Annotated in this window: 16 protein-coding genes and 1 pseudogene; 11 read left to right on the forward strand and 6 right to left on the reverse strand. The window is 44.1% G+C overall.

Going from position 1 to position 24,562, the window contains the following annotated elements:
- Positions 1-103 precede the first annotated feature (103 nt).
- Positions 104-1,522, forward strand: a complete 1,419-nt coding sequence (locus IQ457_RS02305) for a serine hydrolase domain-containing protein (protein ID WP_200661921.1) — start codon at positions 104-106, stop codon at positions 1,520-1,522.
- A gap of 130 nt (positions 1,523-1,652) precedes the next feature.
- Here IQ457_RS02305 and IQ457_RS02310 read toward each other — a convergent pair whose 3' ends face one another.
- From IQ457_RS02310 to IQ457_RS02320, 3 genes are all read right to left on the reverse strand, one after another.
- Entirely contained in the window at positions 1,653-2,906 is a 1,254-nt protein-coding gene (locus IQ457_RS02310) for a cation:proton antiporter (protein WP_200661922.1), read from the reverse strand.
- A 213-nt stretch (positions 2,907-3,119) separates the two neighbouring features.
- On the reverse strand, positions 3,120-5,030 hold the full coding sequence (gene ilvD, locus IQ457_RS02315; protein ID WP_200661923.1) for a dihydroxy-acid dehydratase: 1,911 nt from the start codon (positions 5,028-5,030) through the stop codon (positions 3,120-3,122).
- 179 nt (positions 5,031-5,209) lie between these two features.
- Positions 5,210-5,986, reverse strand: coding sequence for a hypothetical protein (locus IQ457_RS02320; RefSeq protein WP_200661924.1), 777 nt, complete (start codon positions 5,984-5,986; stop codon positions 5,210-5,212).
- 247 nt (positions 5,987-6,233) lie between these two features.
- Between IQ457_RS02320 and IQ457_RS02325 the strand changes: the two genes are divergently transcribed.
- The 6 genes from IQ457_RS02325 (at position 6,234) to IQ457_RS02350 (ending at position 14,560) form a co-directional block, all read left to right on the forward strand.
- Positions 6,234-6,671, forward strand: coding sequence for an HIT family protein (locus IQ457_RS02325; protein ID WP_144297606.1), 438 nt, complete (start codon positions 6,234-6,236; stop codon positions 6,669-6,671).
- Between the two features lie 298 nt (positions 6,672-6,969).
- Positions 6,970-9,015 (forward strand): BCCT family transporter, encoded by a 2,046-nt coding sequence (locus IQ457_RS02330; protein ID WP_200661925.1) that lies wholly within the window; start codon positions 6,970-6,972, stop codon positions 9,013-9,015.
- Positions 9,016-9,262: 247 nt separating this feature from the next.
- Positions 9,263-11,302, forward strand: coding sequence for a BCCT family transporter (locus IQ457_RS02335; RefSeq protein ID WP_200661926.1), 2,040 nt, complete (start codon positions 9,263-9,265; stop codon positions 11,300-11,302).
- Positions 11,303-11,412: 110 nt separating this feature from the next.
- Positions 11,413-12,450 carry a tRNA dihydrouridine synthase DusB gene (dusB, locus tag IQ457_RS02340; protein WP_144297609.1) on the forward strand — a complete coding sequence of 346 codons (1,038 nt, stop codon included), beginning with the start codon at positions 11,413-11,415 and terminating at the stop codon, positions 12,448-12,450.
- Positions 12,451-12,618: 168 nt separating this feature from the next.
- Positions 12,619-13,506: an SDR family NAD(P)-dependent oxidoreductase gene (locus IQ457_RS02345; protein ID WP_200661927.1), complete on the forward strand. Its 888-nt coding sequence runs from the start codon at positions 12,619-12,621 to the stop codon at positions 13,504-13,506.
- A 199-nt stretch (positions 13,507-13,705) separates the two neighbouring features.
- Positions 13,706-14,560, forward strand: a complete 855-nt coding sequence (locus IQ457_RS02350) for a patatin-like phospholipase family protein (RefSeq protein ID WP_200662092.1) — start codon at positions 13,706-13,708, stop codon at positions 14,558-14,560.
- A gap of 258 nt (positions 14,561-14,818) precedes the next feature.
- Here IQ457_RS02350 and IQ457_RS02355 read toward each other — a convergent pair whose 3' ends face one another.
- The 3 genes from IQ457_RS02355 to lipB form a co-directional block, all read right to left on the reverse strand.
- Complete coding sequence (locus IQ457_RS02355; RefSeq protein WP_198329175.1) at positions 14,819-15,283, reverse strand: hypothetical protein; 465 nt, start codon at positions 15,281-15,283, stop codon at positions 14,819-14,821.
- Positions 15,284-15,460: 177 nt separating this feature from the next.
- Positions 15,461-15,991 carry an inorganic diphosphatase gene (locus tag IQ457_RS02360; protein ID WP_025651820.1) on the reverse strand — a complete coding sequence of 177 codons (531 nt, stop codon included), beginning with the start codon at positions 15,989-15,991 and terminating at the stop codon, positions 15,461-15,463.
- 195 nt (positions 15,992-16,186) lie between these two features.
- Positions 16,187-17,062: a lipoyl(octanoyl) transferase LipB gene (gene lipB, locus IQ457_RS02365; RefSeq protein WP_200661929.1), complete on the reverse strand. Its 876-nt coding sequence runs from the start codon at positions 17,060-17,062 to the stop codon at positions 16,187-16,189.
- A 392-nt stretch (positions 17,063-17,454) separates the two neighbouring features.
- Between lipB and IQ457_RS02370 the strand changes: the two genes are divergently transcribed.
- From IQ457_RS02370 to msrAB, 4 genes and pseudogenes are all read left to right on the forward strand, one after another.
- On the forward strand, positions 17,455-18,957 hold the full coding sequence (locus tag IQ457_RS02370) for a coniferyl aldehyde dehydrogenase (RefSeq protein WP_193030609.1): 1,503 nt from the start codon (positions 17,455-17,457) through the stop codon (positions 18,955-18,957).
- Positions 18,958-19,273: 316 nt separating this feature from the next.
- The gene (locus IQ457_RS02375) at positions 19,274-21,232 is read left to right on the forward strand and encodes a glycine betaine ABC transporter substrate-binding protein (RefSeq protein ID WP_200661931.1); all 1,959 of its coding nucleotides are present in this window, start codon (positions 19,274-19,276) and stop codon (positions 21,230-21,232) included.
- 34 nt (positions 21,233-21,266) lie between these two features.
- Complete coding sequence (locus IQ457_RS02380; RefSeq protein WP_200661933.1) at positions 21,267-22,178, forward strand: ATP-binding cassette domain-containing protein; 912 nt, start codon at positions 21,267-21,269, stop codon at positions 22,176-22,178.
- 400 nt (positions 22,179-22,578) lie between these two features.
- Positions 22,579-24,416, forward strand: a pseudogene (gene msrAB, locus IQ457_RS02385) (bifunctional peptide-methionine (S)-S-oxide reductase MsrA/peptide-methionine (R)-S-oxide reductase MsrB).
- The last annotated feature ends 146 nt before the right edge of the window (positions 24,417-24,562 follow it).

Here is a 24,562-nt window from a genome sequence, read left to right on the forward strand (position 1 = left end):
AATAGGTTGCCTTTTTTATGAGCGAATCTCGTCATTAATTAGCTAAATAGTTAAGTAGTTTTTTGGATATAAGAAACATTTTTATAAATAGAGCGAGTGAAGAATGAAAAATAATAATGAGAAAGCTAATAATCAAACCGTCTATACGTCTATTAATCCTATTATTCAGCAAAAATTACAACAATTGCTAACAGATTTGCAGCTTGATGACGCACCAGCGGGTGGAGCTTTAGTTGTTTATCAAACGGGGCAATGTATTGCTCAAGCCAGTGTCGGGCTAGCGCGCGCGGATTTGTCATGGAGCCCCGATACCCTATCGCTGAATTTTTCAACAGGGAAAGGGGTGTTGGCGACATTGGTGCATGTGTTGGTCTCCGAGCATATGCTTGATTATGACCGAGCGATTGCGGATTATTGGCCTGCTTTTGCCGCGCAAGGAAAAGAACAGATTACTTTACGTAGTGTCATGTCGCATCAAGGCAACTTGTTTTCGATTCAAAGTATCGATGTCGATAACGACACAGTGCTCGATTGGCAGCTCATGCTAGAAAAGGTTGCTGCTATGCCAGTAATAGCGCCTGAAGACAGCGCCTTATATGAGAGCGCTTATAGCGCCTTGGTTTATGGCTGGGTACTGGGCGGCGTGATAGAAGCCGTTACCCATATGTCATTAGCCACAGCGCTGCGTCACTATTTGACTGAGCCGCTAGGAATTGCAGACAGCTGTTATTTTGGGGTGCCAGACGATAAAGTAGATGAAGTGGCTCATTTGGTCAAATATTTCCAAACAGACGAACACACAGCCCAGCAAATAAGCAATCAGGAGCTGTCGCAAGCGCGACCTCGCCGCAGCAAACCCGTGTTAAGAGCGGATTCTGAAAATACTTTGCGTATTTATTCAAGCCTACCAAGCTATACTTGTTGGCAAAAAAGAGCGCTAACCAATCAAGCAGGCGCAAATGAAAGCGCAATGGCAGATGAGCTGCTTAATTTGGATACCGCAAAAATTAACCGTTTATACTTTAATAACAGCCAGCTTAATCTAAAAAACTATAAATCGGCTCTTGTGTTGGCTAATAAACAACCTATCGATTATTACGATAAACGGACGCTACAAGCCATCATTCCCGCTGCCAACGGCGTGGCATCAGCGCAAGCATTAGCAACTATTTATGCCATGCTAGCCAATGGCGGTACATGGCAGGGGCAGACATTAATTGACGACGCAACATTTAAGCAGCTTTCAACCCCGCAAACCACTGGCATGGACGCGGTAATGCCGGCGAAAATGAACTGGCGTTTGGGTTATCATCGCAGGTTTAGCATTTGTCAAAGTGAAGCTTCTAATATGAGCGCGCAAGGTTTTGGGCACATGGGTTATAACGGTTCGGTTGCGTGGTGTGATCCTGCGCGGCAATTGTCGTTTGCCTTTATCCATAACTTTGATGTAACGATGCTCAATGACGTCCGCCAGTTTGCGCTGACGGAAGCGGTATTAGATTTGATTGACGCTGAAATCTAGTAGACGTGACTCTTGAACTTACCTCAATATTCTTGTTGCCAGTATGAAAAACAGAAATACAGATGCTTAAATGATAAGTAGCAACACTATAACTAGCAAAAGTATTGAGGTAGGCGTCCGAAATTACCCACTACCCATGGCGCGGCTTATTAGGCGTGAGCTTAAGCAACCTTGGGGAAATCAAACCATGGATAAAGATAGAGGCCAAAATGACAATTGAGCAGACTATCCAAAGTTTAACAGCGTCTACTTCATCGAAGAAGCCTTGATTGAGGGCGTAAGACAGATAATATAAGGTGCCAATACCACGAATACCGAGGGCAGAAATGGCATACTTTTCAGTATAGGGCAGCTTTAACCCTGATAGAGCAATCAATCCGCCAATCGGTCGAATCAATAATAAAAAGGTAAAGCTGACGATATAGACGCGCCATGTCAGCTCAACGCCAGCTTGCAGTCCTTGACCTAAAAACATACCAAAAACCACAAGAACTAAGGACATCAGTAAGCCTTCTGACTGCTCAGCAAAATCGTGCAGCTTTTGGTGATAACTGTGTTCACGCTCCGAGCGCCGAAAAGCAAAGGCGGCGATAAATACTGCAATGAAGCCATAGCTGTGCACATATTCTGCCAAACCATAGGCCAGCAAGGTGAGAGCAATGACGACATAGCCTTGTGAGATGGTGGTATTGTGGCTATATTTTGAAAAAACCAATTTTGCTAGTAATTTACCAACCACAATCCCGACTACCAAACCTGCGCCAATTTTCCACAGCACATCAGTCGTAAACCATTGCCACAGCATTTCACCTGTGAACTGCTGCCCGCCGCTATAAGCTTCCGCGACCTTAATCGCCAGATAGACAAATGGGAACGCCAAGCCATCATTTAATCCTGCTTCTGAGGTCAAAGTAAAGCGCGGTGTATCTTCGCCACCAGTATTAGGCGGTCCAACTTGGATGCTAGAGGCGAGCACAGGATCGGTCGGAGCCAGTACGGCACCGAGCAAGATGGCCGCGCCTAATGTCAAACCAAAAGCATAATAGCCCAATGCTGCCATTACAAAAATACCAATCGGCATGGTGATAAGTAGTAAGCGCACAGTCGGACGCCATAGGTGCCACGACAGCTCAGTATCTATCTTGATACCTGCACCAACCAGCGAAACCAATACCACGATTTCGGTCAGTTTTTCGATAATTAAACCGTTATCCATCGGATTTAAAAAAGATAAACTGGTCCACCAATAGCCCATGAGTAAACCAAAGCTTACTTGCAGCATGGGCAGCGAAATGGGCGTACGTTTAAAAAGAATAGGAAACAGTGCCCCGAATAAAAAGGCAATACCGCAGACCAATAAGAATAAATTATAGTTTTCAATCATAAGTTTGGTGCACGCTATTTTTTGGTTTTAAAAAGATAAAGTTACAAGAGGTTTAATTGCTATTAATAATGACGGTAAAACCCTTTTAATACCGCAAAAAAACGTTATCAGAACGGCGGTAGCGTTGTTTTTTGGTGAAAAAAAAGCCTGCATGGTGCAGGCTTTGGGTAATTCTATAAGGTTAGTGATAAATCATTGCGTTTACAGACTTATTTAACGCTCAACTTGGCTCACATCACGGACGGCACCCGTATCGGCACTGGTAGTCATAGCTGCATAAGCACGTAGGGCAGGCGAGACGTGACGCTCACGGCTTACAGGCTTCCACGCATCGCGACCACGCGCTTCCATCTCTTCGCGGCGCGCAGCAAGCTCGGCATCACTGACTTGCATATTGATGGTGCGGTTTGGGATATCAATGTGAATGGTATCGCCTTCTTGTACTAAACCAATCGCGCCGCCTTCAGCTGCTTCTGGGCTGGCATGACCAATGGATAAGCCTGACGTACCACCAGAGAAACGACCGTCAGTTAACAGCGCACATTCTTTACCCAAGCCTTTAGACTTTAGGTAAGTCGTTGGATACAGCATTTCTTGCATACCAGGCCCACCTTTTGGCCCTTCATAGCGAATAATAACCACATCGCCAGCGACAATTTGGTCATCAAGTACGGCGGCTACGGCAGCATCTTGCGATTCAAAAATACGCGCGCGTCCGGTAAAGACTAAGATGCTTTCATCGACGCCTGCGGTTTTGACCACGCAGCCGCGCTCAGCGATGTTGCCGTATAGTACTGCTAAGCCGCCATCGGTTGAATAGGCATGCTGAGCACTACGAATACAGCCTGACTCACGATTGACATCAAGGTTCGACCATTCTTTTGATTGTGAGAAGGCCTGCGTGGTACGAACGCCACCAGGAGCGGCAATATAGCGTGCACGTGCCTCAGTGTTATCAGGATTCATGATATCCCATTTATCGATAGCTTCTTTCATGCTTGCGCTATGAATAGTAGGGATATCGGTGGTTAATAAGCCAGCACGGTCAAGCTCGGCAAGTAACGCCATCACGCCACCAGCACGGTGGACGTCTTCCATATGGTATTTTTGTGAAGCAGGAGCGACTTTCGACAGGCAAGGGACACTACGGCTTAGGCGGTCAATATCGTGCATTTTAAAATCAACTTCCGCTTCATTGGCGGCAGCCAATAGATGCAAGATAGTATTGGTCGAACCACCCATTGCAATATCTAAGCTCATGGCATTTTCAAAAGCGGCTTTGGTAGCGATAGAGCGTGGTAATACAGAGTCATCATCTTGCTCATAACGGCGCTTGGCCAATGATACAATCGTGCGACCTGCTTCTAAAAACAACTCGCGGCGTAACGAATGCGTGGCTAATAGCGAGCCATTACCCGGCAATGATAAGCCTAATGCTTCGGTCAAGCAGTTCATTGAGTTGGCGGTAAACATTCCAGAGCATGAGCCACAAGTTGGGCAAGCCGAGCTTTCAATCGCTAAGACATCTTCATCGCTGATATTATCGTCGGCGGCGTCCATCATGGCATCGACCAAATCAAGCTTACGAATGGCATTGCCTTTACTGTCAGTGGTATGGACGTCGCTACCGCCATCATTATTATGGCTATGAGCGACAGTACTAGCGATGACCTTGCCCGCTTCCATCGGGCCGCCAGAGACGAAAACAACAGGGATATTGAGGCGCATGGCTGCCATCAGCATACCAGGGGTGATTTTATCGCAGTTAGAAATACAGACTAGGGCGTCGGCGCAGTGGGCGTTGACCATATACTCAACCGAGTCCGCAATCAAATCACGGCTTGGTAATGAATACAACATACCGCTGTGTCCCATGGCAATACCGTCATCGACCGCAATAGTATTAAACTCTTTTGCCACGCCGCCCGCTTTTTCAATCTCACGCGCCACCAGTTGCCCCAAGTCTTTTAGATGCACGTGACCGGGGACAAACTGGGTAAAGGAGTTGGCAATGGCGATAATCGGTTTGCCAAAGTCGCCATCCGTCATACCCGTCGCACGCCATAGGGCACGCGCACCTGCCATATTACGACCGCCAGTAGAAGTTTTTGAGCGATAATCCATGTGATATTCCTTACAAATAAGCGAGATTTATAAACGTCTGCAGCATCCGCTGTCATACGGATAGTGTGCTTTTTATGCCATGTGAGTACTAGTGAATAATACTAAGGCGTTACCATACCATTAGATATGGATAACTGAAAATCATTAACCAATAATCATAAAGACTTGAGGGTCAATATTTAAACGAGGCGCTCTAAAATAGCGCTCTCAAACCATGGCAAATCGGCTTTATCGGTTTCAAGTTTGGCGATGACGACTAAGGCGTGAGGCGCTGGCAAGAATTGATAGTCAGGACTGGCAGCAATAGTCAGTAGCTGTTTATCGTTTTCGGCGTGCTCATCAATACTGATAAGTGTCTGTTTAGTATTCTTATAAAGCACATCAATACGACCAAAAAACTGCCACTCTTTAAAAGCAGCAGTAAGCGCATCGGCTTCGTCTTTAGTATAAATTTGCTGGGTGTCTTTACCAGTATTGGTCCAATGCAGGCGTACGGCCAATTGCAGCGCTTCGCTAAACACCACCAATGAGCCAATCACTTTGACATGCCAAGGGCTGGTGATCAGCGCCTTATCAATACCGATAATTTTCGCCGCCTCGTCAGCTGTCATGGGGGTATTAAACTGGGCAAGTAGGGCAGGTGTTAATGGATAAGTCTGTTTAATGCTGTCATCTAAACTGTCGTAATGATACAAAAAGGGCAGTGGCATATCCTGCGTCATGATTTTTTTGCTGATTTTACAATTATGGATACGCCAACTGATTGCCTTATCAGTTAATGCCTCAGCTAAGATAATGGCGTTTGGCTCAATGCTTGACATAGTTGACGGTGCGCTATCTTCAAGCGTTTCATTAACCGCAGTATGATTTCTCATAGTGTCATAAGCGTGGTCGCTATGAGCGTCAGTAATGTTTGATGATTGGGATAATTGGGTTGGCAAGGCAGTCAAATCCATAAACCTGAGGTGATTAAAATAGAGGATTAATATAACATTTAAAGCGCACGGCTCGCCAATAAATTAATCGTATCACTTATAGAATTGTTGGTAGCAAAACTCAGTAAAATTGAAAGTGGCTAGTGAATGTATCAGCCACTTGTACTCAATCCAAATTTCGTCCACTATATTTGCTGAGCTATTTACCCTTTAGTACTGATAACCACGTAATGATAAATAATTAATGACCACCAATTAAGGAATAAAAATGAGTCAAGATAATCAAACCAAATACGATGATAATAATATCTTTGCCAAAATGTTAAACGGTGATATTCCTTATCATAAAGTGTTCGAGGATGACAAAACCCTTGCCTTTATGGATATCATGCCGCAAGCAAAGGGTCATGTATTGGTGATTCCTAAGCAAAAAGCCGTTGATTTGGCCGATCTTGAGCCAGAATACGCCGCCGCTGTGTTAATGACGTCCAAAAAAGTCATACAAGCGCAGCGCCAAGTATTCGAGCGTGAGGGTATTATTCAAATGCAGTTAAATGGCGCGCAAGCAGGGCAAACCGTCTTTCATTATCATGTCCATCTGATTCCATCTAGCATCCACGAGCTAGGCCGCCATGCGGTCACGCAAGCAGATCAAGGTGAGCTTGCGGAAATGGCCAAGCAGTTAGCCGAGGCTATTGATGCCTAATATCTTAAATTAACTATTAATAATATAACCATTAAAAAAAAGGCAGCTAACAAGTTGCCTTTTTTATTGCTGAGTAATAGTCATGTAACAAAGGTTAAAATAGTGTTACGAGTTGGGGACTTGCCTAGGGTTTTTGCAGAGAGTGTGATAAAAATTATATTTACTTTATAAGCGGTTTGATAAGAGCCGAACCATCTACTGCCTTTATTCGTACAAATCCATAAAGTGGGCAGTGCTACCTTTTCTTGTTGTATTTAGCTTTCTTATTTATTGTTATTTTTTGAGGACATCACTTTTTATGAGTAAATTACCTCGCTCCACTATTTTGTTACCCGTCTTTGTGCCCGCAGCCACCATTATGTTGTTATTGGTGATTGGTACAGCCATCAATCCTGAGGCAGCTGGTGAGTTGTTTAGTAAGGTATTGGCATTTACCACCGATACGTTCGGCTGGTTTTATATGTTGGCAGTTGCCATATTTTTGATGTTTATTATCGCCTTAGCATTTTCACCATATGGCAGTATTAAGTTGGGCCCTGACCATGCCGAGGCTGAGTATAAGTTCCTTGAATGGTTTGCCATGCTATTTTCAGCCGGGTATGGCATTGCCTTGTTGTTTTATGGTGTCGCCGAGCCAGTATTACATTTTGCCAGTCCACCACTCTCTACGCCGCAGACTATTGCGGCGGCAAAAGAGGCGATGCAAATTGCTTATTTTCACTGGGGTTTTCATATTTGGGCGATTTATGGTGTGGTTGGCTTGTCGCTAGCGTACTTCTCGTTTCGGCATGGTCTGCCATTGTCCGTGCGCTCAACGCTCTATCCACTAATCGGTGACAAAATCCATGGCCCCATTGGGCATACCGTCGATGTGTTTGCGATTGTCGGTACTATGTTTGGTATCGCCACCAGTTTGGGATTGTCAGTCGCGCAAATTAATGCAGGTTTAAATTATCTGTTGCCAAATACGGTGCCAGTCAGTACCACGGTACAAGTGATTATTATTGCCTTGGTGACGGCGGCGGCACTCGTTTCTGTACTAGCAGGTATGGACAAAGGGGTAAAGCGCTTATCTATCTTAAACATGGTGCTCGCCACTGCCTTGATGCTATTTGTATTTGTTGTCGGACCTTCAGTATTTATTCTAAATGCCTTTATGGAAAACACAGGTAGCTATTTGGGTAATATCGTCGAGCGTACCTTTAGTTTACAAGCCTATCAATCGAGCGATTGGATCGGTAGCTGGACGCTGTTTATTTTTGCATGGACCATTGCTTGGGCGCCTTTTGTTGGGCTATTTATCGCCAAGATTAGTCGTGGACGTACCATTCGTGAGTTTGTTCTTGGTGTAATGCTGGTGCCAACGTTGTTTACCTTTTTCTGGTTCTCGGTATTCGGTGATACTGCGCTACACATGATTATGGTCGATGGTTATGAGGCACTGATTAGCGAGGTACAAAACAACCAAGCCATTGCGTTATTTAAGCTTTTAGAGCAACTACCATTTACTCAGATTGTCTCGTCATTGACCGTGCTATTGATCATTACCTTTTTTGTGACTTCGTCAGATTCAGGCTCATTGGTGATTGACTCGCTCGCGGCGGGTGGACGTAGCGATACGCCTTGGTGGCAGCGTACGTTTTGGGTTGTCACTGAGGGTGCTGTCGCGGCGGTGCTACTTATCGCAGGTGGTTTGAGTGCATTACAAACTGCCGCTATCGTCAGTGCCTTGCCGTTTGCAGTGATTATTTTGATCTCGACCTTTGGTATGTGGCGAGCGCTGCGTATCGAAGGCCATCGTAACGAGAGTTTGGCCAACGACAATCATTTACCGCCGCATCTGTTAAAACTAGACGCTTGGCGTGACCGTATTGATTATATGACCAATCAGCCAACGCGCGATAAAGTGCTGGGTTATATTAAAGGTACAGTGCTATCGTCGATGCAAGAGGTGGCAGAGAAATTTGCCGAAACCGGCTGGTTACCTGAGGTCAATTATGATGAGATTAATAATCGCGCCGTACTAGAACTAAGACGCGGGGATAATGTGGAATTCTGGTACGAAGTGCGCTTGTCAGAGCACGAGGTGCCTGATTATTATACCGAAGACATGGCCAATGAATTACCACAAGAGCATCATCACCGTGCCGAAGTCTATCTGCGCCGCGGTGGTCAGACCTATGATTTATATGGCTATCAGTCTGAATCGGTGATTAATGATATTATCGATCAATTTGAAAAGTATCTACACTTTGTCAATGTTTCGCCAAATATCTTGCCATGGCGTATGCAGCAACATGATGATGACATCACGCTGGAGCAAGGCAGTGTGTTTGATAAGTAAATGTGTATTCGTGTGATAAAAAAGGCAGCTAAGCAGCTGTCTTTTTTCGTTAAATAGCGATGTTTTTCAATATTAATAGACAAAGCAATATTAATAAAAAAGCAATGTTAATGAATAAAGCAATATTTTTTATCATTATTAGGTAATGTAACTATTGGCTCAGTGATTTAAAATTTATTTGAATAACTGGGCGTTATATAACAATATTAGACGCATACCCAAATTTAAGATTTTTTGAGAATTTTTTATGAGTAAACCTCGCTCTACTATTTTGATGCCAGTATTTATACCGACGGCCATTGTCATGTTATTGCTGGTAGTGGGGACATCGGTCAACCCACAGCTGGCGAGTGGTTTGTTTGTCCAAGTACTAGAGTTTACCACCGAGACATTCGGCTGGTTTTATATGCTAGCAACCGCGCTGTTTTTGATGTTTGTGGTGGTGCTCGCATTTTCGCCTTATGGCAGTATCAAACTAGGGCCTGACCATGGTGAGGCACAGTACAATTTTATTGAATGGTTTGCGATGTTGTTTTCGGCAGGGTACGGGATTGCTTTGCTATTTTATGGGGTAGCGGAGCCAGTGACGCACTTTGCCTCGCCGCCGCTATCAGAGCCACAAACTGTAGCTGCGGCAAAAGAAGCGATGCAAATTGCTTACTTCCATTGGGGTTTTCATATTTGGGCAATTAATGGCGTGGTCGCTTTAACCTTGGCGTATTTTGCTTTTCGTCACGGTTTGCCGCTATCGATGCGCTCGACGCTGTACCCTATCATCGGTGAAAAAATTCATGGGCCTATTGGTCATGCGGTTGATGTGTTCGCCATTTTGGGTACTTTATTTGGTTTGGCCACCAGTCTTGGCATTTCAGTGTCGCAGATAAATACGGGTTTGAATTATCTCGTACCAAGCATTCCAGTCAATACAACCGTGCAAGTAATTGCCATTGTCTTGATTACGGGGTTGGCCTTGATATCAGTGCTTGCAGGTATGGACAAAGGAGTCAAACGCTTATCTATCTTAAACATGATACTGGCAACGGCGTTGATGCTGTTTGTATTTGCGGTAGGGCCGACGATATTTATTCTCAACGCCTTTATGGAAAACACGGGTAGTTATCTAGGTAATATTGTCGAGCGTACCTTTAGTCTGCAGGCGTATCAGCAAGGCGATTGGATTACCAGTTGGACGCTATTCATTTTTGCATGGACGATTTCTTGGTCGCCTTTCGTCGGTATTTTTATTGCCAAGATTAGTCGTGGTCGTACCATTCGCGAGTTTATCGTTGGCGTGATGCTAGTACCTACCATCTTTACTTTCTTTTGGTTCGCGGTGTTTGGTGATACAGCACTAAATATGATTATGGTTCAAGGCTATGAATCGCTGATTACTGAAGTGCAAAATAACCAAGCGATTGCATTATTTAAACTGCTTGAGAATCTACCGTTTACCCAAGTGGTATCTGTACTGGCTGTGGTACTTATCATTACCTTTTTTATCACCTCATCCGATTCAGGTTCATTGGTGATTGACTCGCTCGCAGCGGGCGGCCGTAGTGATACGCCGGCATGGCAGCGTACGTTTTGGGTATTGATACTTGGCGTTGTTGCCTCGGCGTTGCTCTTAGCAGGTGGCCTGCAAGCGCTGCAAACAGCGGCAATTGTTAGCGCCTTGCCCTTTACGATTATTATTTTGATTGCGATGTTTGGCATGTGGCGAGCGCTGCGTATCGAAGGTCATCGCAATCAAAGCCTGGCCAGTGACAATCATCTGCCGCCGCATCTGTTGAAACTAGATGCATGGCGTGACCGCATTGACTATATAACCCAGCAGCCAACGCGCGATAAAGTTTTGGGTTATATTAAAGGAACGGTTTTATCGTCGATGCATGAGGTTGCTGAAAAGTTTGCCGAAACGGGTTGGTTGCCTGAGGTGAATTTTGATGAAGTCAATGACCGCGTGGTATTTGAGCTCAGGGGCGGCGATAACGTCGAGTTTTGGTACGAAGTGCGTTTATCAGAGCATGAAGTGCCAGATTATTATACGGAAGAGATGGCGAGTAAACTGCCGCAAGAGCATCATTATCGGGCGGAAGTTTATCTACGCCGCGGCGGGCAAACCTATGACTTATATGGCTATCAATCAGATTCAGTGATTAACGATATTATTGATCAGTTTGAAAAATATTTGCACTTTATTAATATATCTCCTGACATTTTGCCGTGGCGTATGCAAGTACATGATAATGATATTACCTTAGAGCAGGGCAGTGTTTTTGATAAATAGGCATTTTTTCCTTGACGTGCGCTAAGCAAATGATTGCCTCTATCACTTGCAATAAAGTTAAGAACCCTTAGAATAACGGCTTGTTTTCACTACGAATCAAGCCGTTTTTTATGCTTATAAATAATCCCGTGTCTAATCAAGCATCAGCAGAAGCTAATAATGACCATCCTTTATTGCAGCCCTTGGTTATTGGCGGCTTGACGATTGAAAATCGTCTGATGGTCGCACCGATGGCTGGCGTGACCGACAATCCGTTTCGTAGACTTTGTAAATCCTTTGGCGCAGGGCATGCCGTTAGTGAGATGATCATCGCTGATACTGCACTTTATGCGCGCAAAAAATCGCTCTACCGCGCCAATTTTGATAACGAAATAGCGCCTATTTCTGCGCAGATAGCGGGTGCAGAACCGGATAAATTGGCAGAAGCGGCACGTTATCAGATTGATAATGGCGCGCAGATTATTGATATCAATATGGGCTGCCCGGCCAAAAAAGTGTGCCGTAAATTGGCAGGATCTGCGCTCTTGCAAGACGAAGATTTGGTCGCGCGCTTACTGGATGCGGCGGTAGGAGCCGTTGATGCTCCTGTGACCTTAAAAACGCGTTTGGGGTTTGAAAATGGCCGCGAAAATATTTTGCGCGTGGCCAAGCGAGCAGAGCAGGCGGGTATTGCTGCGATTGCCATTCATGGTCGAACGCGTGAGGATATGTATACTGGGGAAGCGCGTTATGAGCTGATTCGCGAAGTCAAAGAAAGCATTAATATTCCTGTGATTGCTAATGGCGATATCGATAGCGCGCAAAAAGCGCAGCGTGTCTATGAGCTGACCGGTTGTGATGCGGTGATGATAGGGCGTGCTGCGCAAGGGCAGCCTTGGATATTTCGCGATATCGAGCATTTTTTGCGCTCAGGAGAAGTGCTTGCTGCACCTAGTGTGAGCGAGATAAAAGAGATTGTCCTAGCGCATTTGCAAGAGCTATATGAGTTTTACGGCGAATATTCAGGCTGCCGAATTGCTCGCAAGCACATTGCGTGGTATACCACCGGCATCCCTAATTCCAACGCTTTTCGCCAAGCCATGTATGGTGAAGAGAGTACCGCTGGGCAGTTTCGCGTGGTCGAAGACTTTTTACACGCGCACGAATAGCAAGAAAAAACGGTCAGTTTAAGCAATCCACTTGATAATAAATACCTAACTGCTAATATTCATGATATTAAATGCATTTTACGGCTTATTTATTAACTTCAATCCAATTATATTTGTTATGCTTTAGGCGAACATTAACGGAAGTATCATTTACGAAAAGGATCTTTTATGGCCAACCCCTCAAAAAAAGCAATCAGCAAAGCAGTCAAAGATAAGCATATTATTATCACAGGGGCATCAAGTGGTATTGGTGAGCGTACGGCCTATTTGCTCAGTGAATGCGGTGCTCATGTGATCTTGCTGGCACGTACTGAAGACAAATTAAAAGCTGTGAAAGACAGTATCGAGGAGCTTGGTGGTAAAGCTACTTATTACCCTTGTGATCTGACCAATATGGATGAGATAGAAAAAGTCAGCGCGCAAATTTTGGCAGATTTCGGTCATGTAGATGTCTTGGTTAATAATGCCGGTCGCTCAATTCGCCGCTCGGTGCACGAGTCTATAGATCGCTTCCATGATTTTGAGCGTACCATGGATATCAATTACTTTGGCGCGGTTAAAATAGTGCTTGGGTTTTTGCCGACGATGATTGAACGTCAGACTGGTCAAATTGTTAATATATCATCGATTGGTGTGCTGGCGAATAGCCCGCGTTTTGCCGCTTATGTTGCATCAAAATCAGCACTTGATGCTTTTAGCCGTTGCCTAGCTGCCGAAGTCAAAGGTGACAATATTACAATCACTAATATATTTATGCCCCTAGTTCGTACACCGATGATTGAGCCCACTAAGTTATACCGCTACATGCCTGCGCTGATGCCTGATGAAGCGGCGATGATGGTCGCCAAAGCGATTGTCCATAAACCAAACAGTATTGCCAGTAACATGGGCAAATTTGCGTCGGCGACTTATTCATTAGCACCAGCCATTAACGTTGGTATTCAATCGATGGGTTACCGTATTTTCCCAAGTACCCGTGCTGGATTGACTAGCAATAAAAAACCAAACCTTGCTCAGCGTGCCTTTGCTAGAATTTTACCGGGTGAGCATCATTAGAGTAGGTTTATTTCACCTTGACCTAAAATGGAAAAAGGATACTGCGGTGTCTTTTTTTAACGCTCTAAAAAGTATGAATGCTTATATCAATGAGTAAAGCAGGGGTTTTTATTGACGCTAACGCTGCTTGTAATATTTTTTGATAGGTTGGCTTAGCGTACTCAATAGGGTATTTATAATGATTAACTCGAGGTTTTCAATGCTTAAACACCAACGGCAAGCACTAGTAGTAGAGGGTGGTGGAATGCGCGGCGCATTTACCAGTGGCGTTTTAGACGCATTTTTACAACAACATTTCAACCCTTTTGATCTTTGTGTGGGCGTGTCCTCAGGCTCTACCAATGTTGCTAACTATTTAGCTGAACAACAAGATCGCACCCTGCATATTTATCTAGATCATTCACTGCGATCTGAGTTTATTCATTATGGCCGTTTTTTTAAAGGCGGTGATTTACTGGATTTGAAATGGATGTGGAACGTGGTGGAACAAGAATATCCACTGAATCAGGCACAATTATTGACTAATAATGCTGAATTTTACATGGTGCTAACACACGCTGTTTCAGGTGAAGCGACCTATATAAAAGCTTGTGAGGACAATATTTTGGATGGTCTAAGAGCATCAAGTTCTATTCCCGTGCTCACCCGACAAGCAGTAGAAATATCTGGCGAGCCATATTTTGATGGGGGCGTGGCCGATGCTTTACCTGTACATTGGGCTGCTCAACAAGAGGGGGTTGCTAAGCTGATGGTTATCCGTACTCGTCCTAAAGATTACTATAAAGCAAGTCACAAAGGTGATCAGTTATTGGCCAAGTATTTTTCTAAGCAACGCCAGGGTTTTGCCCAAAGCTTGTTGGCACGAACAGAACGTTATAATGCGGCTGTACAATTTTTACATTCTGCATCCTCACAAAAAATCGTAGAGGTTTGCCCACCTGACTTAAAAAATATGGCAAGTCGATTGTCCAAAAACAAAGCTAAGATCCGTTATAGCTACGATGTGGGATTGGAAGCAGGTTACAAAGCCATTGAAGATTGGCACAAAGTTTAATCTGCTCAAGGCGTGGGAGTTCGAAATGACTGGCTGTCTTAAAAAACGTTTCTCAGTTTAAGAAAAGGCCTGTTAATACTCATGCTTATAAGGGTGTAGGATTGATACAGCTCCCTAATTAAGACTTGAGCCTTTAGCTATGGGCAAGCCATTCCCAATCCTCCATACGGCAATATACATTTAGCCGTGCAGGAAGATATTCCCAACGAAACCAGTCCTTTCACTCTTCAAACCTATTAATAGACCACTTATAACAGACTAGCCAAACACACGCCACATTATCCAAAACAGTCCTGCCATAACGATAGCAATGACCAATAGCCGCTTTGCCCAATAAGGAATAAGCGGTTTTTTATAGCCCAAATCATTAAGCTGGCTGTCAACGCCGTCTTGTAGACTTTGGAAGCCTTGCTCAGAGGGCGTGCTTTTGACTTTACTTCTAATCAATTGCTCAGGCTCTTCTTGCACTTGTTCTCTATCAAAGCTAAAAGCTTGGCTTGGGATACCTTGTTTATTGGCGATAGTCGTGAGAGTTTGCTGCTGCTTGTTCTTTAGCGCAAGCTCGTAAGCATCTATGCGAGATTTAGCGGCATCCATACTGATATTTTCATCAGCGGCCAAGGTTTTAATTGCCTGCACCAAATTGCCTTTTTCGACCATCATCATCACAGCTTTTGGCAGTTTTTTATTGGCGGGCGTTGAGCCTGAATCAGAGTCGAACATGACAGTCCTTATTTGGGTGAGATACTAGGTAGGTGAGGGTATTATAACCATTTTATCCCCGCAAAATTCAAGAAAAAAAATACCGCAACCATTATCATGTCTGCGGTATTTTCATAGCGCTTAGCGAATTTTAATAAAAAATTGCCATAAACGCTTGTTTAAATTATCTAGGATAATTTATAGGTCTTTCCAGCGTTGGATAGACTCTTTGATGACTTCTTTAGCTTCTGCGACGTCACCCCAAGATTCGACCACTGTTGTACCTGCTTTTTTAAGGTCTTTATAGTGGCTAAAATGGAACTGTAATTGGTTGATCAGCTGCTTTGGTAAGTCTTCTAGACTATTGTAAGCATTGCCTGTATCGCGGTCATCAGCTGGTACGACGACGATTTTGTCATCGACTTCGCCATCATCAACGAATTTCATCACGCCGATAACTTTCGCTTTTAAGAAAATGCCAGTAGGCAAAGGCTGTTCTGTGATGATAAGCGCATCTAACTCATCGCCATCTTCATCAAGGGTTTGCGGGATAAAACCGTAGTTACAAGGTTTGGCGAAAATCTGTGGGTCAACACGGTCAAGCTCAAATACCGCCAATTCGCGGTTCCACTCAATTTTATGGCTGCTACCAGTTGGGATTTCTACGACCACATTAATGATGCCACCATCGACGTCGCCTGCGTCCAAAATTTTATTAAAATCTGCCATAAATTGCTCCAAGGTGCTTTTGTTATGAATGCTTCAATGATAAAGGGTTAAATGTTGGCGCGCTAAGGTTATTGCTGCGCCCAATTTGTGCGCCTGCGATTATAACAAGTTTGATTCAAATTTTCTCATAATGCTTAAGTCTAAGCGTGCACGATATTATGCAAAAAAGGATTATGCAAAAACAGTAATTAAAAACTATTTAGGAGCGAGGGCACGTAATTGGATATGTCCAGCATGACGCTTGGCAATATTATCGATAAGTTTTTTGGTCACTTGCTCATAGCTTAAACAGTTGGTCATTGCTTGCATAGATTGTTTAGCGGTCTGCACTGCCAGTTGTTCATCTGCCGTTTGCTCATCCTGCGTTTGCTGATCCATCGCAACGAAGTCAGCCAGTCGTAACATTTGCATGCCCGCATAGCCGCAAGGGTTAATGGCATTAAAGGCCGATAAATCACAATCTAAATTAATCGCAACGCCATGATAGCTAAAACCATGCTTGATTTTAAAGCCAAGTGAGGCGATTTTACCCAGCATAATAGCGTCATCGGTCGGAAGCTCAGTGAGTGGTTGAGCCTTGTCATTGCTGGCAGTATTTAGATGGCTATATAAATAAACACCGGGCGCATCACGGCGGGCATGGGCGCTGATATCGGTACTGGTATTAAACGCGTGGCTTTTTAGGCAGTCATTGACCACATCTTCAATCGCTTGCTCGGCGTGCGATACCATGTTACGCACACTCCAGCCCAGACTTTCCAAATCAAACAACCAATAGATAACCAACTGTCCATGCCCGTGCCATGTCACCTGACCGCCGCGGTCGGTCTTGATAATCGGGGTATTGGTACGTTGTAGGATATGCTCTTCTTTACCGGCTTGTCCAAGCGTATAGACATCATTGTGATCGACAATCCAAAGCTCGTCAGGCGTGCGTAGACCTTGCTCTTTTTTGAGCGCGATACGCGCTAACGTACGCGATAGCATAGCATCAAGGGTGGGGACATAATCAGCAGCTGAGAGCGATTTGCTGACCAGCATATCATTGAGTGGTTGCGCGGTATTTTGCATGAGAGTGATTGTCTTATGGTTTTGTTATTAAAAAAGGGGCTTCTTATTGATATTTAGTGTAGCAGTTTTAGCTTTTGTGCCCAAATCTAAATTTTGCTGTTTAATGTATGAATTAATTGTCCGAGCTGCGTTAAAAATACTGTTAAATTGCGGCAATATAACCCTTGCCTGACACGTATTTCATACAAACCCAGTAGTCAATCAAAGGTGCTGTTCATTGATTGGACAATGCGCTACATTAAACGGCATTGAATAAAATACTGTTTAGCAGCATTGAATGGAATCTCAGGCGCTTTTCGTACTTTAGAGACTGCTTATTTTAACGACCATAGATTCAGAGTCCTAAATCGATAATAGCGTACTGACTCTAACGCTCATAACAAGGAAGACAAATGACTGATAGTAATCAAAATACACCCTCTCAAAATGAGCCTACGCCAACCAATCAAACTCAAAAACCAAATCATGCTCATAATGCAGATGAGTCTCTTAGTATCATTAAAACGGTCGCTGATATGCAAGCGCAATTTGCGCGCTTACAAAAGCTGAGCCGCACGCAGCCTATCAATGATTGGACCACGCGTGAAAATCAACTCGACAATCTAGAGGTGATGCTAAGCGACAACCAAGCGCTACTTGCCAAAGCGATTAGTGCCGATTTTGGCTATCGCAGTGAGTCCGAAACACAGTTTGCTGAGCTATTTCCAAGCTTTACCGGTATTAGCCATGCAAAAAAGAATGGTAAAAAATGGATGAAGCCGCAGCGGGTATCGATTTCAGCGCTTTATATGCCAGCTCATAATGAGATTCAGCCGCAGCCGCTTGGCGTGGTCGGTATTATGGTGCCTTGGAATTACCCGCTATTTTTAGCAGTCGGACCGATGATTGATGCGCTGGTAGCGGGCAATCGCATTATGATTAAGATGAGCGAGGCGGCACCGCAATTTGCTCAAACCTTTGCTGAGACTATTTCGCGTTATTTTTCACCGGATATGGTTTCTGTGGTGATTGGCGAAGTTGAGATTGCCGAAGCCTTTAGTAAACTGCCTTTTGACCATTTATTGTATACCGGCTCGACTGCGGTCGGCAAAAAAGTCATGGCGGCGGCGGCACCGAACTTAACGCCAGTCACCCTTGAGCTGGGTGGTAAGTCGCCGGTTGTCGTTTTAGAAGGTGCTAATTTAGAAAACGCTGTTAATCGCGTGATGATGGGTAAAACGCTTAATGCGGGTCAAACCTGTATTGCGCCTGATTATGTATTGGTTCAACGTCAATATCATGAGGAATTTACCCGTCTGGCAAAAGAGTGGATGGAAAAGCATTATCCCAATATTGCAGACAATCCTGATTACTCGCACATCATCAACGGCGAGCAGTTTAAACGCGTCAAAGGCTATCTCGATGATCTAGAAGATGACCATATCCATCAGTTGACGGATGCAGATGCTGATCACGACAGCCGCCTGATGCCGCCAGTGATTGTCAAAGAGCCTGCGCCTGATAGTGAGCTGATGCAAAACGAGATTTTTGCGCCGATTTTGCCCTTGATGCACTATGACACTCTCGATGATGCTATTGATTTTATCAATGAGCGTCCACGCCCGTTGGCACTTTATGTCTTTGGTGACAACAGCAGCGAGATAGATCAGGTGCGTAACAATACGGTGTCAGGCGGTCTGTGTATCAATGAAGTCATTATGCATGTGGCGCAGCATGACTTGCCGTTCGGCGGGGTTGGGCACTCAGGTACGGGCGCTTACCACGGTAAAGCTGGTTTTGAGCGTCTTAGTCATATGAAGCCGGTATTCATACAATCGAAGCTCAATGGTCTTAATATTTTATTGCCGCCGTATGGTGGTGTATTTAAAAAAGCCATGGCACTGTTTTTAAAATAACAATACGCTTTAAATAAGTAGCGTTATAAAAAATAGCATCTACTCAGGTAGGTGCTATTTTTTATCTAAAAGTTAATCCATTACCTTCAGAACATTCAAAATAAGTAGTTAAAAACCGCTTTTTAGAATGAATGAGCATTTGTCATCTTATCTATAAATCGCTACACTTTGTAGACCACCTAAACAAAATAGTGCTAGTTTTTAGACGCACTCTAAGTAAATAAATTAATAATAAACAACAGACTTTAGGTGTAAAAATAAGCTTTACTAAACTTAGAGATAATTTTAAGAATAATAACGATAAATAGGATCTGCCGTGCGCCAATGGATTGCTTTTAGCTTATTATTGATAAGCTCACTCATATTGTCTTTACCAGTATCTGCTGCTGTATCAAGTTGTGATGCGCCGATTAAATTTGGTGCGCTCACGTGGGAGAGTGGGCAATTTACCACTGGGGTGTTGAAATATATCACTGAAAACGGCTATGGCTGTCAAGTGACTGAGATACCGGGCGCAGGTCCGGCGCTTGAAAATGCACTGCTGCAAGATGATATCCAAGTCATCGGTGAGCAGTGGATAGGGCGCTCGCCGATTTTAGAGCAAGCGATCGAAGATAAGAAGGTGGCGATCATTGGCGACACGCTTGAAGGCGGTGCGACCCAAGGATGGTATGTGCCTAAATATGTCCTAGAGGAAAATCCGGGTCTGCGTCGTTATCAAGATTTGCCCAAATACGCTGAGCTATTTAAAGACCCTGAAGACCCGCGCAAGTCGCGCTTTATGAACTGCCCGTCAGGATGGGCATGTGAGATTTTTAATACCCGTTTATTAAAAAATACCGGTTTAGATAAGACTTTTAATAGTGTTCATCCTGGTACGGGCGCCGCGCTCGATGCCGAAATATCCTCTGCTTTTGAACAGCATAAACCCTTATTGTTTTATTACTGGCAACCAACTGGGCTCATGGCAAAATACGACTTTGCGCCATTAGAGTTCCCTGCGCACGATGATGCCTGTTGGCAAGATTTATTAATAGCTGATGGTACTTCTGATTGCATCTCAGGTTTTCCTGTTTCTCCTTTGAGTATCGCGGTATCGACGCCTTTTATACAATCTAATCCTGAGCTGACCGATTTTTTTAAACAAGTTAAATTTACCCCGGATCAGCTCAACGGCGCTATTTTAGAGATGAGTGAAAACAAGCGCAGCGGTGATGAGCAAGCGCTGGTATTTTTACGTCAAAATCCTGATATTTGGCAGACGTGGATAACGCCAGAAGCGGCGCAGAAGATGGCGGCGACGCTTGGTGTCAGCTTGAATGGTGGCGCTTTGTCAAATAACGCTGCCTCAAATAGATCAACAAACAATAATACCGCTAACTTATTCAGCGTGTCCTCAAGCTTTCCTGCATGGTCGCTTGAAACATCGCTCAATAACGTCTTAGCGACTGTGGTTAGAAACTATGGTGACGTTTTTCGCAGTGTTAGTAGCGCCGCTTTAACCTATCTATTGTTACCCATCGAGCGCTTTTTAACCTTTATGCCGCCGTGGCTAATCATTGCGCTGGTGACCGTATTGGCATGGTTTGGCGTTCGTAAAATATGGTTCGCGCTGGCATGTGGCGTCGGATTATTTCTAATTGGTGCGTTTGGACTATGGGGTGCGCTGATTGATACCTTTGCGCTGCTTATTGTATCAGTCCTGGTCACGGTGGTGGTTGGTATTCCAATCGGTATCGCAGTGTCTGGTAGTAAAATCTTGCGTAAAATTATCACACCGATACTCGATGTGATGCAGACCATGCCAAGCTTTGTCTATTTAATACCCGTGCTTATGTTATTCGGCATTGGTAAAGTACCTGCGCTATTTGCCACCATTATCTATGCCTTGCCGCCGCTGATTCGTCTGACCACACTTGGAATTACCCAAGTCAATCATGAAATGGTCGAAGCAGGACGCTCGTTTGGTAGCACCCATTTGCAACTGCTGATTTGGATTAAATTGCCGCAAGCGCTGCCTAGTATCATGGCGGGTATTAATCAAGCGGTCATGATGTCGCTGTCTATGGTGGTGTTAGCTTCTATGATTGGCGCGCCGGGTCTTGGTGAAGATGTGTTGCAATCGATTCAAACGCTTAATATCGGTCAAGGCTTACAAGCGGGTACTGCTATTGTCATTGTCGCTATTATCATTGACCGTATTACGCAGGCCTTTGGGCAAGGAAAACGCGCGCGGCAAAAAACCATTGATGCGGGCAGACGCCCAATTGGTTAATGATGAATCATAAAAATAAAAAATGAGAGCCACAATGAACCATATTCAATTAGAAAATATCAGCAAGATTTATAATGCCAACAGCTCGCAAGCGCAGTCGGCCTTGGCATTATTGGCAGAAGGTATGGACAGCATTGCCGTAAAAAAGCAGACTGGCTATTCGGTCGGTCTTTATGATATCAATTTAAGCGTTAAAGCGGGCGAGCTGCATTGTATTATGGGTTTGTCAGGCTCTGGTAAATCAACCTTGATACGCCATATCAATCGTTTGATTGATCCAACTAGCGGAAAAATTTGGGTTGATACCGCTATTAACGCGAAAGAATCTACAGAGGGAACTGTCTCTAATTCAGCGGTCGCAAGCGAAGAGCAATTACCGGCTAGAAACGAAAAGTCTTCTGCTATTAATATCCTAGCACTCAATGATAAAGAGCTACAGCACTATCGTCAGCAAACAGTCAGTATGGTGTTTCAGCATTTTGGTTTGGTGCCTCATATGACGGTGCTACAAAATGTCGCTTACGGTTTACGTGTGCGCAAAATGAGTACCAAGGAGCGCCATGAAGTGGCAAGTTATTGGCTCAATGAGGTCGGGCTACCCAATCTAGAACGCAGCTATCCTGATGAATTATCTGGCGGTATGCGGCAGCGGGTAGGACTGGCACGGGCGTTGGCGACCGACAATCCAATATTGCTGATGGATGAGGCATTCTCCGCACTTGATCCCCTTATTCGCGCGCAACTACAAGACCAGTTGCTTGATTTACAAGAACGGCTTAATAAAACCATCGTCTTTATTACCCATGATATCGATGAAGCAGTCAAAGTTGGTCAACGTATCAGTATTTTAAATGGTGGGCGGCTGGTACAAACTGGTAGCGCAACTGAGTTACGCAATAATCCCACTGATGACTATGTGGCGCAATTTATGGGTGCTAAAAGTTAACTACCTTATAGTCTTAACCTAACTGATATTAACTATTAAATGTCTTATTAAGTAATTGATTAGTTTCGTAATATTGATTTTTTATTATTTTATCCTCATATAAATATAATCGCTCATTAATAATTGCTCACATCATTTCTTTGTGCTCACTTGTGTATATCACTACTCTTACGGCGTTGTTAAAAAAGTGTAGCAACCACTTATTTACTATTAAAGCAAACTCCACTAGCGTTGTATACTATTAAGATAGCCTAATGTCGTTATAATTCTTTTCATTTTCATATATCTCGCAATCTATTTGCTTTCACTAACATTCATTCTGCTTTATTGCTGTTGAATACGCTTAATAACTATTAATCATTAAGCGGGTGCACGTAATATTTTGTGAAAAGGATTCTTCATGCTACCTGATAAACAAGATAATAAGTCTCATAATACCAATCGCTCTGATAAGGGCAGCAACACTCATGATTTATCGACACAATCCCCACGAACAGCTGCGCGCTGGTTAAAAAATGTCAGTGCTTTTGGGGTAACGACGGTATTAAGTGCAGGAATTTTGGTTGCTTGCGGGCAAATGAGTAGCGCAGAAAACAATGCTAAGAGCAATGCTAATGCCAGTAGCCAAAACAGCGGCGTGAAAAGTTCACGGGATATGCTGCCATCCGACATGCTCGGGCAAATGCAAGCGTTACCGCAATTGACCAAGGGTTTGGGCAACACAGGTGCGCGGTTATTGACCCCAATAAACCTACTTTGATTAAGTTTTGGGCAAGCTGGTGCCCGTTATGTCTAGGCACGCTTGCAGAAACCGAAGAGTGGCGTATCGATCCTAAGTTTGCCGGTTTAAACCTTGTTACCGTTGCCAGTCCCGGTCATCTCAATGAAAAATTAGAGAGCGATTTTAGGACTTGGTATGCAGGCGTGCAAGCTGATTATCCTAAACTACCCGTATTGTCCGACGCTTCGGGTGAGCTGATTAATAAGCTTGGCGTGCAAGTGTACCCAAGCTGGGCGATACTCGATAAAAAAGGCAACTTGGTGCATTTGGTCAAAGGTAATATATCAGCAGAGCAAGCCTATGCCCTTGCTGAAAATGCTGATAATGACTTTGCCGAGCTAAAAGCGGGAAATGCCAAACCAGCAAACGCCCAAGCATTGAATAACAACAGTAAAATTGAAACCATCAAGCAAAAAGATGGCGTCTACTATAACGATAAAGGCAAAGCGATTAATACGCGCTCAATCTACTTGGCAGGTGGCTGCTTCTGGGGCGTTGAAGCTTATATGGAGCGCGTCGAAGGGGTGGTCGATGCGGTATCAGGCTATGCCAATGGTGATACCGCCAATCCAAGCTACGAGCAAGTGATTCGTGGCTCAGGTCATGCTGAGACGGTTAAGGTTACTTACGATGCCGATAAAACCGATCTTGATACGATTCTAAAATACTACTTACGCGTGATAGATCCAACTAGCCTAAACAAACAAGGCAATGATCGCGGCGTTCAGTACCGTTCGGGCGTTTATTATACCGATAAAGCAGATAAAGCAGTCATCGATGCGGCCCTTAAACGTATACAAAGCCAATATAAACAAAAAATCGTCGTCGAAAATAAACCGTTAGATAATTTTTGCTTGGCTGAGATGTATCATCAAGATTATTTAGCAAAAAATCCAAATGGCTATTGTCATGTCGATTTAAGTTTGGCTGATGATAAGCCGGAAGGCACTGCGCGAACCAAGCTTGCACCGGTCAGCACGGTTGCTGAAACCTTAGATTCCAAACGCTATGCAAACTTTGATAAAGGCGCGCTAAAAAATACCCTAACCAAAGCCCAGTACAATATCACTCAAGAGGCAGCGACAGAACGTGCGTTTAGTCATGAGTATGATAATTTATTTGCGCCAGGGATTTACGTCGATGTGGTGAGCGGTGAACCGTTATTTTTATCCACCGATAAATACCAATCTGGCTGCGGTTGGCCAAGTTTCACCAAGCCGATCGATAAACAGGTGATTACTCAGCATGAGGATACTGCCTTTAACATGGTGCGTACTGAGATTCGCTCGCGGGTCGCGGATTCACATTTGGGGCATGTATTCCCAGATGGTCCAAAAGACCGCGGCGGACTGCGCTATTGTATCAATGGCGGTGCACTACAATTTATCCCAGTCAGCGTGATGCCGCAGTCAGGCTATGGGCCTTTGGTAAAATTGGTAAAGCCTGCAAAACCTTAATGGTTCATACTGAAAATTAAACCTATGATGAGACGTTACGCTGATGCTTGGCGTCTTTTTTATGGCTGTTATTCCAAACCTATAAGTCAAAGTAAAAGGATTAATACGTTTATTATCGTTGTAGTTTTGCTGTTATAAGCGTTGAG

It is taken from the genome of Psychrobacter sp. M9-54-1, assembly GCF_016613355.1.
Lineage (GTDB): Bacteria > Pseudomonadota > Gammaproteobacteria > Pseudomonadales > Moraxellaceae > Psychrobacter > Psychrobacter faecalis.

Excerpts from the sequence above, each read along its gene's own strand:
- IQ457_RS02360 (WP_025651820.1), bottom strand. The coding sequence starts at position 15,991 with ATGGCAGATTTTAATAAAATTTTGGACGCAGGCGACGTCGATGGTGGC.
- IQ457_RS02320 (WP_200661924.1), bottom strand. The coding sequence starts at position 5,986 with ATGGATTTGACTGCCTTGCCAACCCAATTATCCCAATCATCAAACATT.
- dusB (WP_144297609.1), top strand. The coding sequence starts at position 11,413 with ATGCTTATAAATAATCCCGTGTCTAATCAAGCATCAGCAGAAGCTAAT.
- IQ457_RS02350 (WP_200662092.1), top strand. The coding sequence starts at position 13,706 with ATGCTTAAACACCAACGGCAAGCACTAGTAGTAGAGGGTGGTGGAATG.
- IQ457_RS02355 (WP_198329175.1), bottom strand. The coding sequence starts at position 15,283 with ATGTTCGACTCTGATTCAGGCTCAACGCCCGCCAATAAAAAACTGCCA.
- IQ457_RS02370 (WP_193030609.1), top strand. The coding sequence starts at position 17,455 with ATGACTGATAGTAATCAAAATACACCCTCTCAAAATGAGCCTACGCCA.
- IQ457_RS02325 (WP_144297606.1), top strand. The coding sequence starts at position 6,234 with ATGAGTCAAGATAATCAAACCAAATACGATGATAATAATATCTTTGCC.
- IQ457_RS02345 (WP_200661927.1), top strand. The coding sequence starts at position 12,619 with ATGGCCAACCCCTCAAAAAAAGCAATCAGCAAAGCAGTCAAAGATAAG.
- lipB (WP_200661929.1), bottom strand. The coding sequence starts at position 17,062 with ATGCAAAATACCGCGCAACCACTCAATGATATGCTGGTCAGCAAATCG.
- IQ457_RS02330 (WP_200661925.1), top strand. The coding sequence starts at position 6,970 with ATGAGTAAATTACCTCGCTCCACTATTTTGTTACCCGTCTTTGTGCCC.
- IQ457_RS02335 (WP_200661926.1), top strand. The coding sequence starts at position 9,263 with ATGAGTAAACCTCGCTCTACTATTTTGATGCCAGTATTTATACCGACG.
- IQ457_RS02380 (WP_200661933.1), top strand. The coding sequence starts at position 21,267 with ATGAACCATATTCAATTAGAAAATATCAGCAAGATTTATAATGCCAAC.
- IQ457_RS02305 (WP_200661921.1), top strand. The coding sequence starts at position 104 with ATGAAAAATAATAATGAGAAAGCTAATAATCAAACCGTCTATACGTCT.
- IQ457_RS02310 (WP_200661922.1), bottom strand. The coding sequence starts at position 2,906 with ATGATTGAAAACTATAATTTATTCTTATTGGTCTGCGGTATTGCCTTT.
- ilvD (WP_200661923.1), bottom strand. The coding sequence starts at position 5,030 with ATGGATTATCGCTCAAAAACTTCTACTGGCGGTCGTAATATGGCAGGT.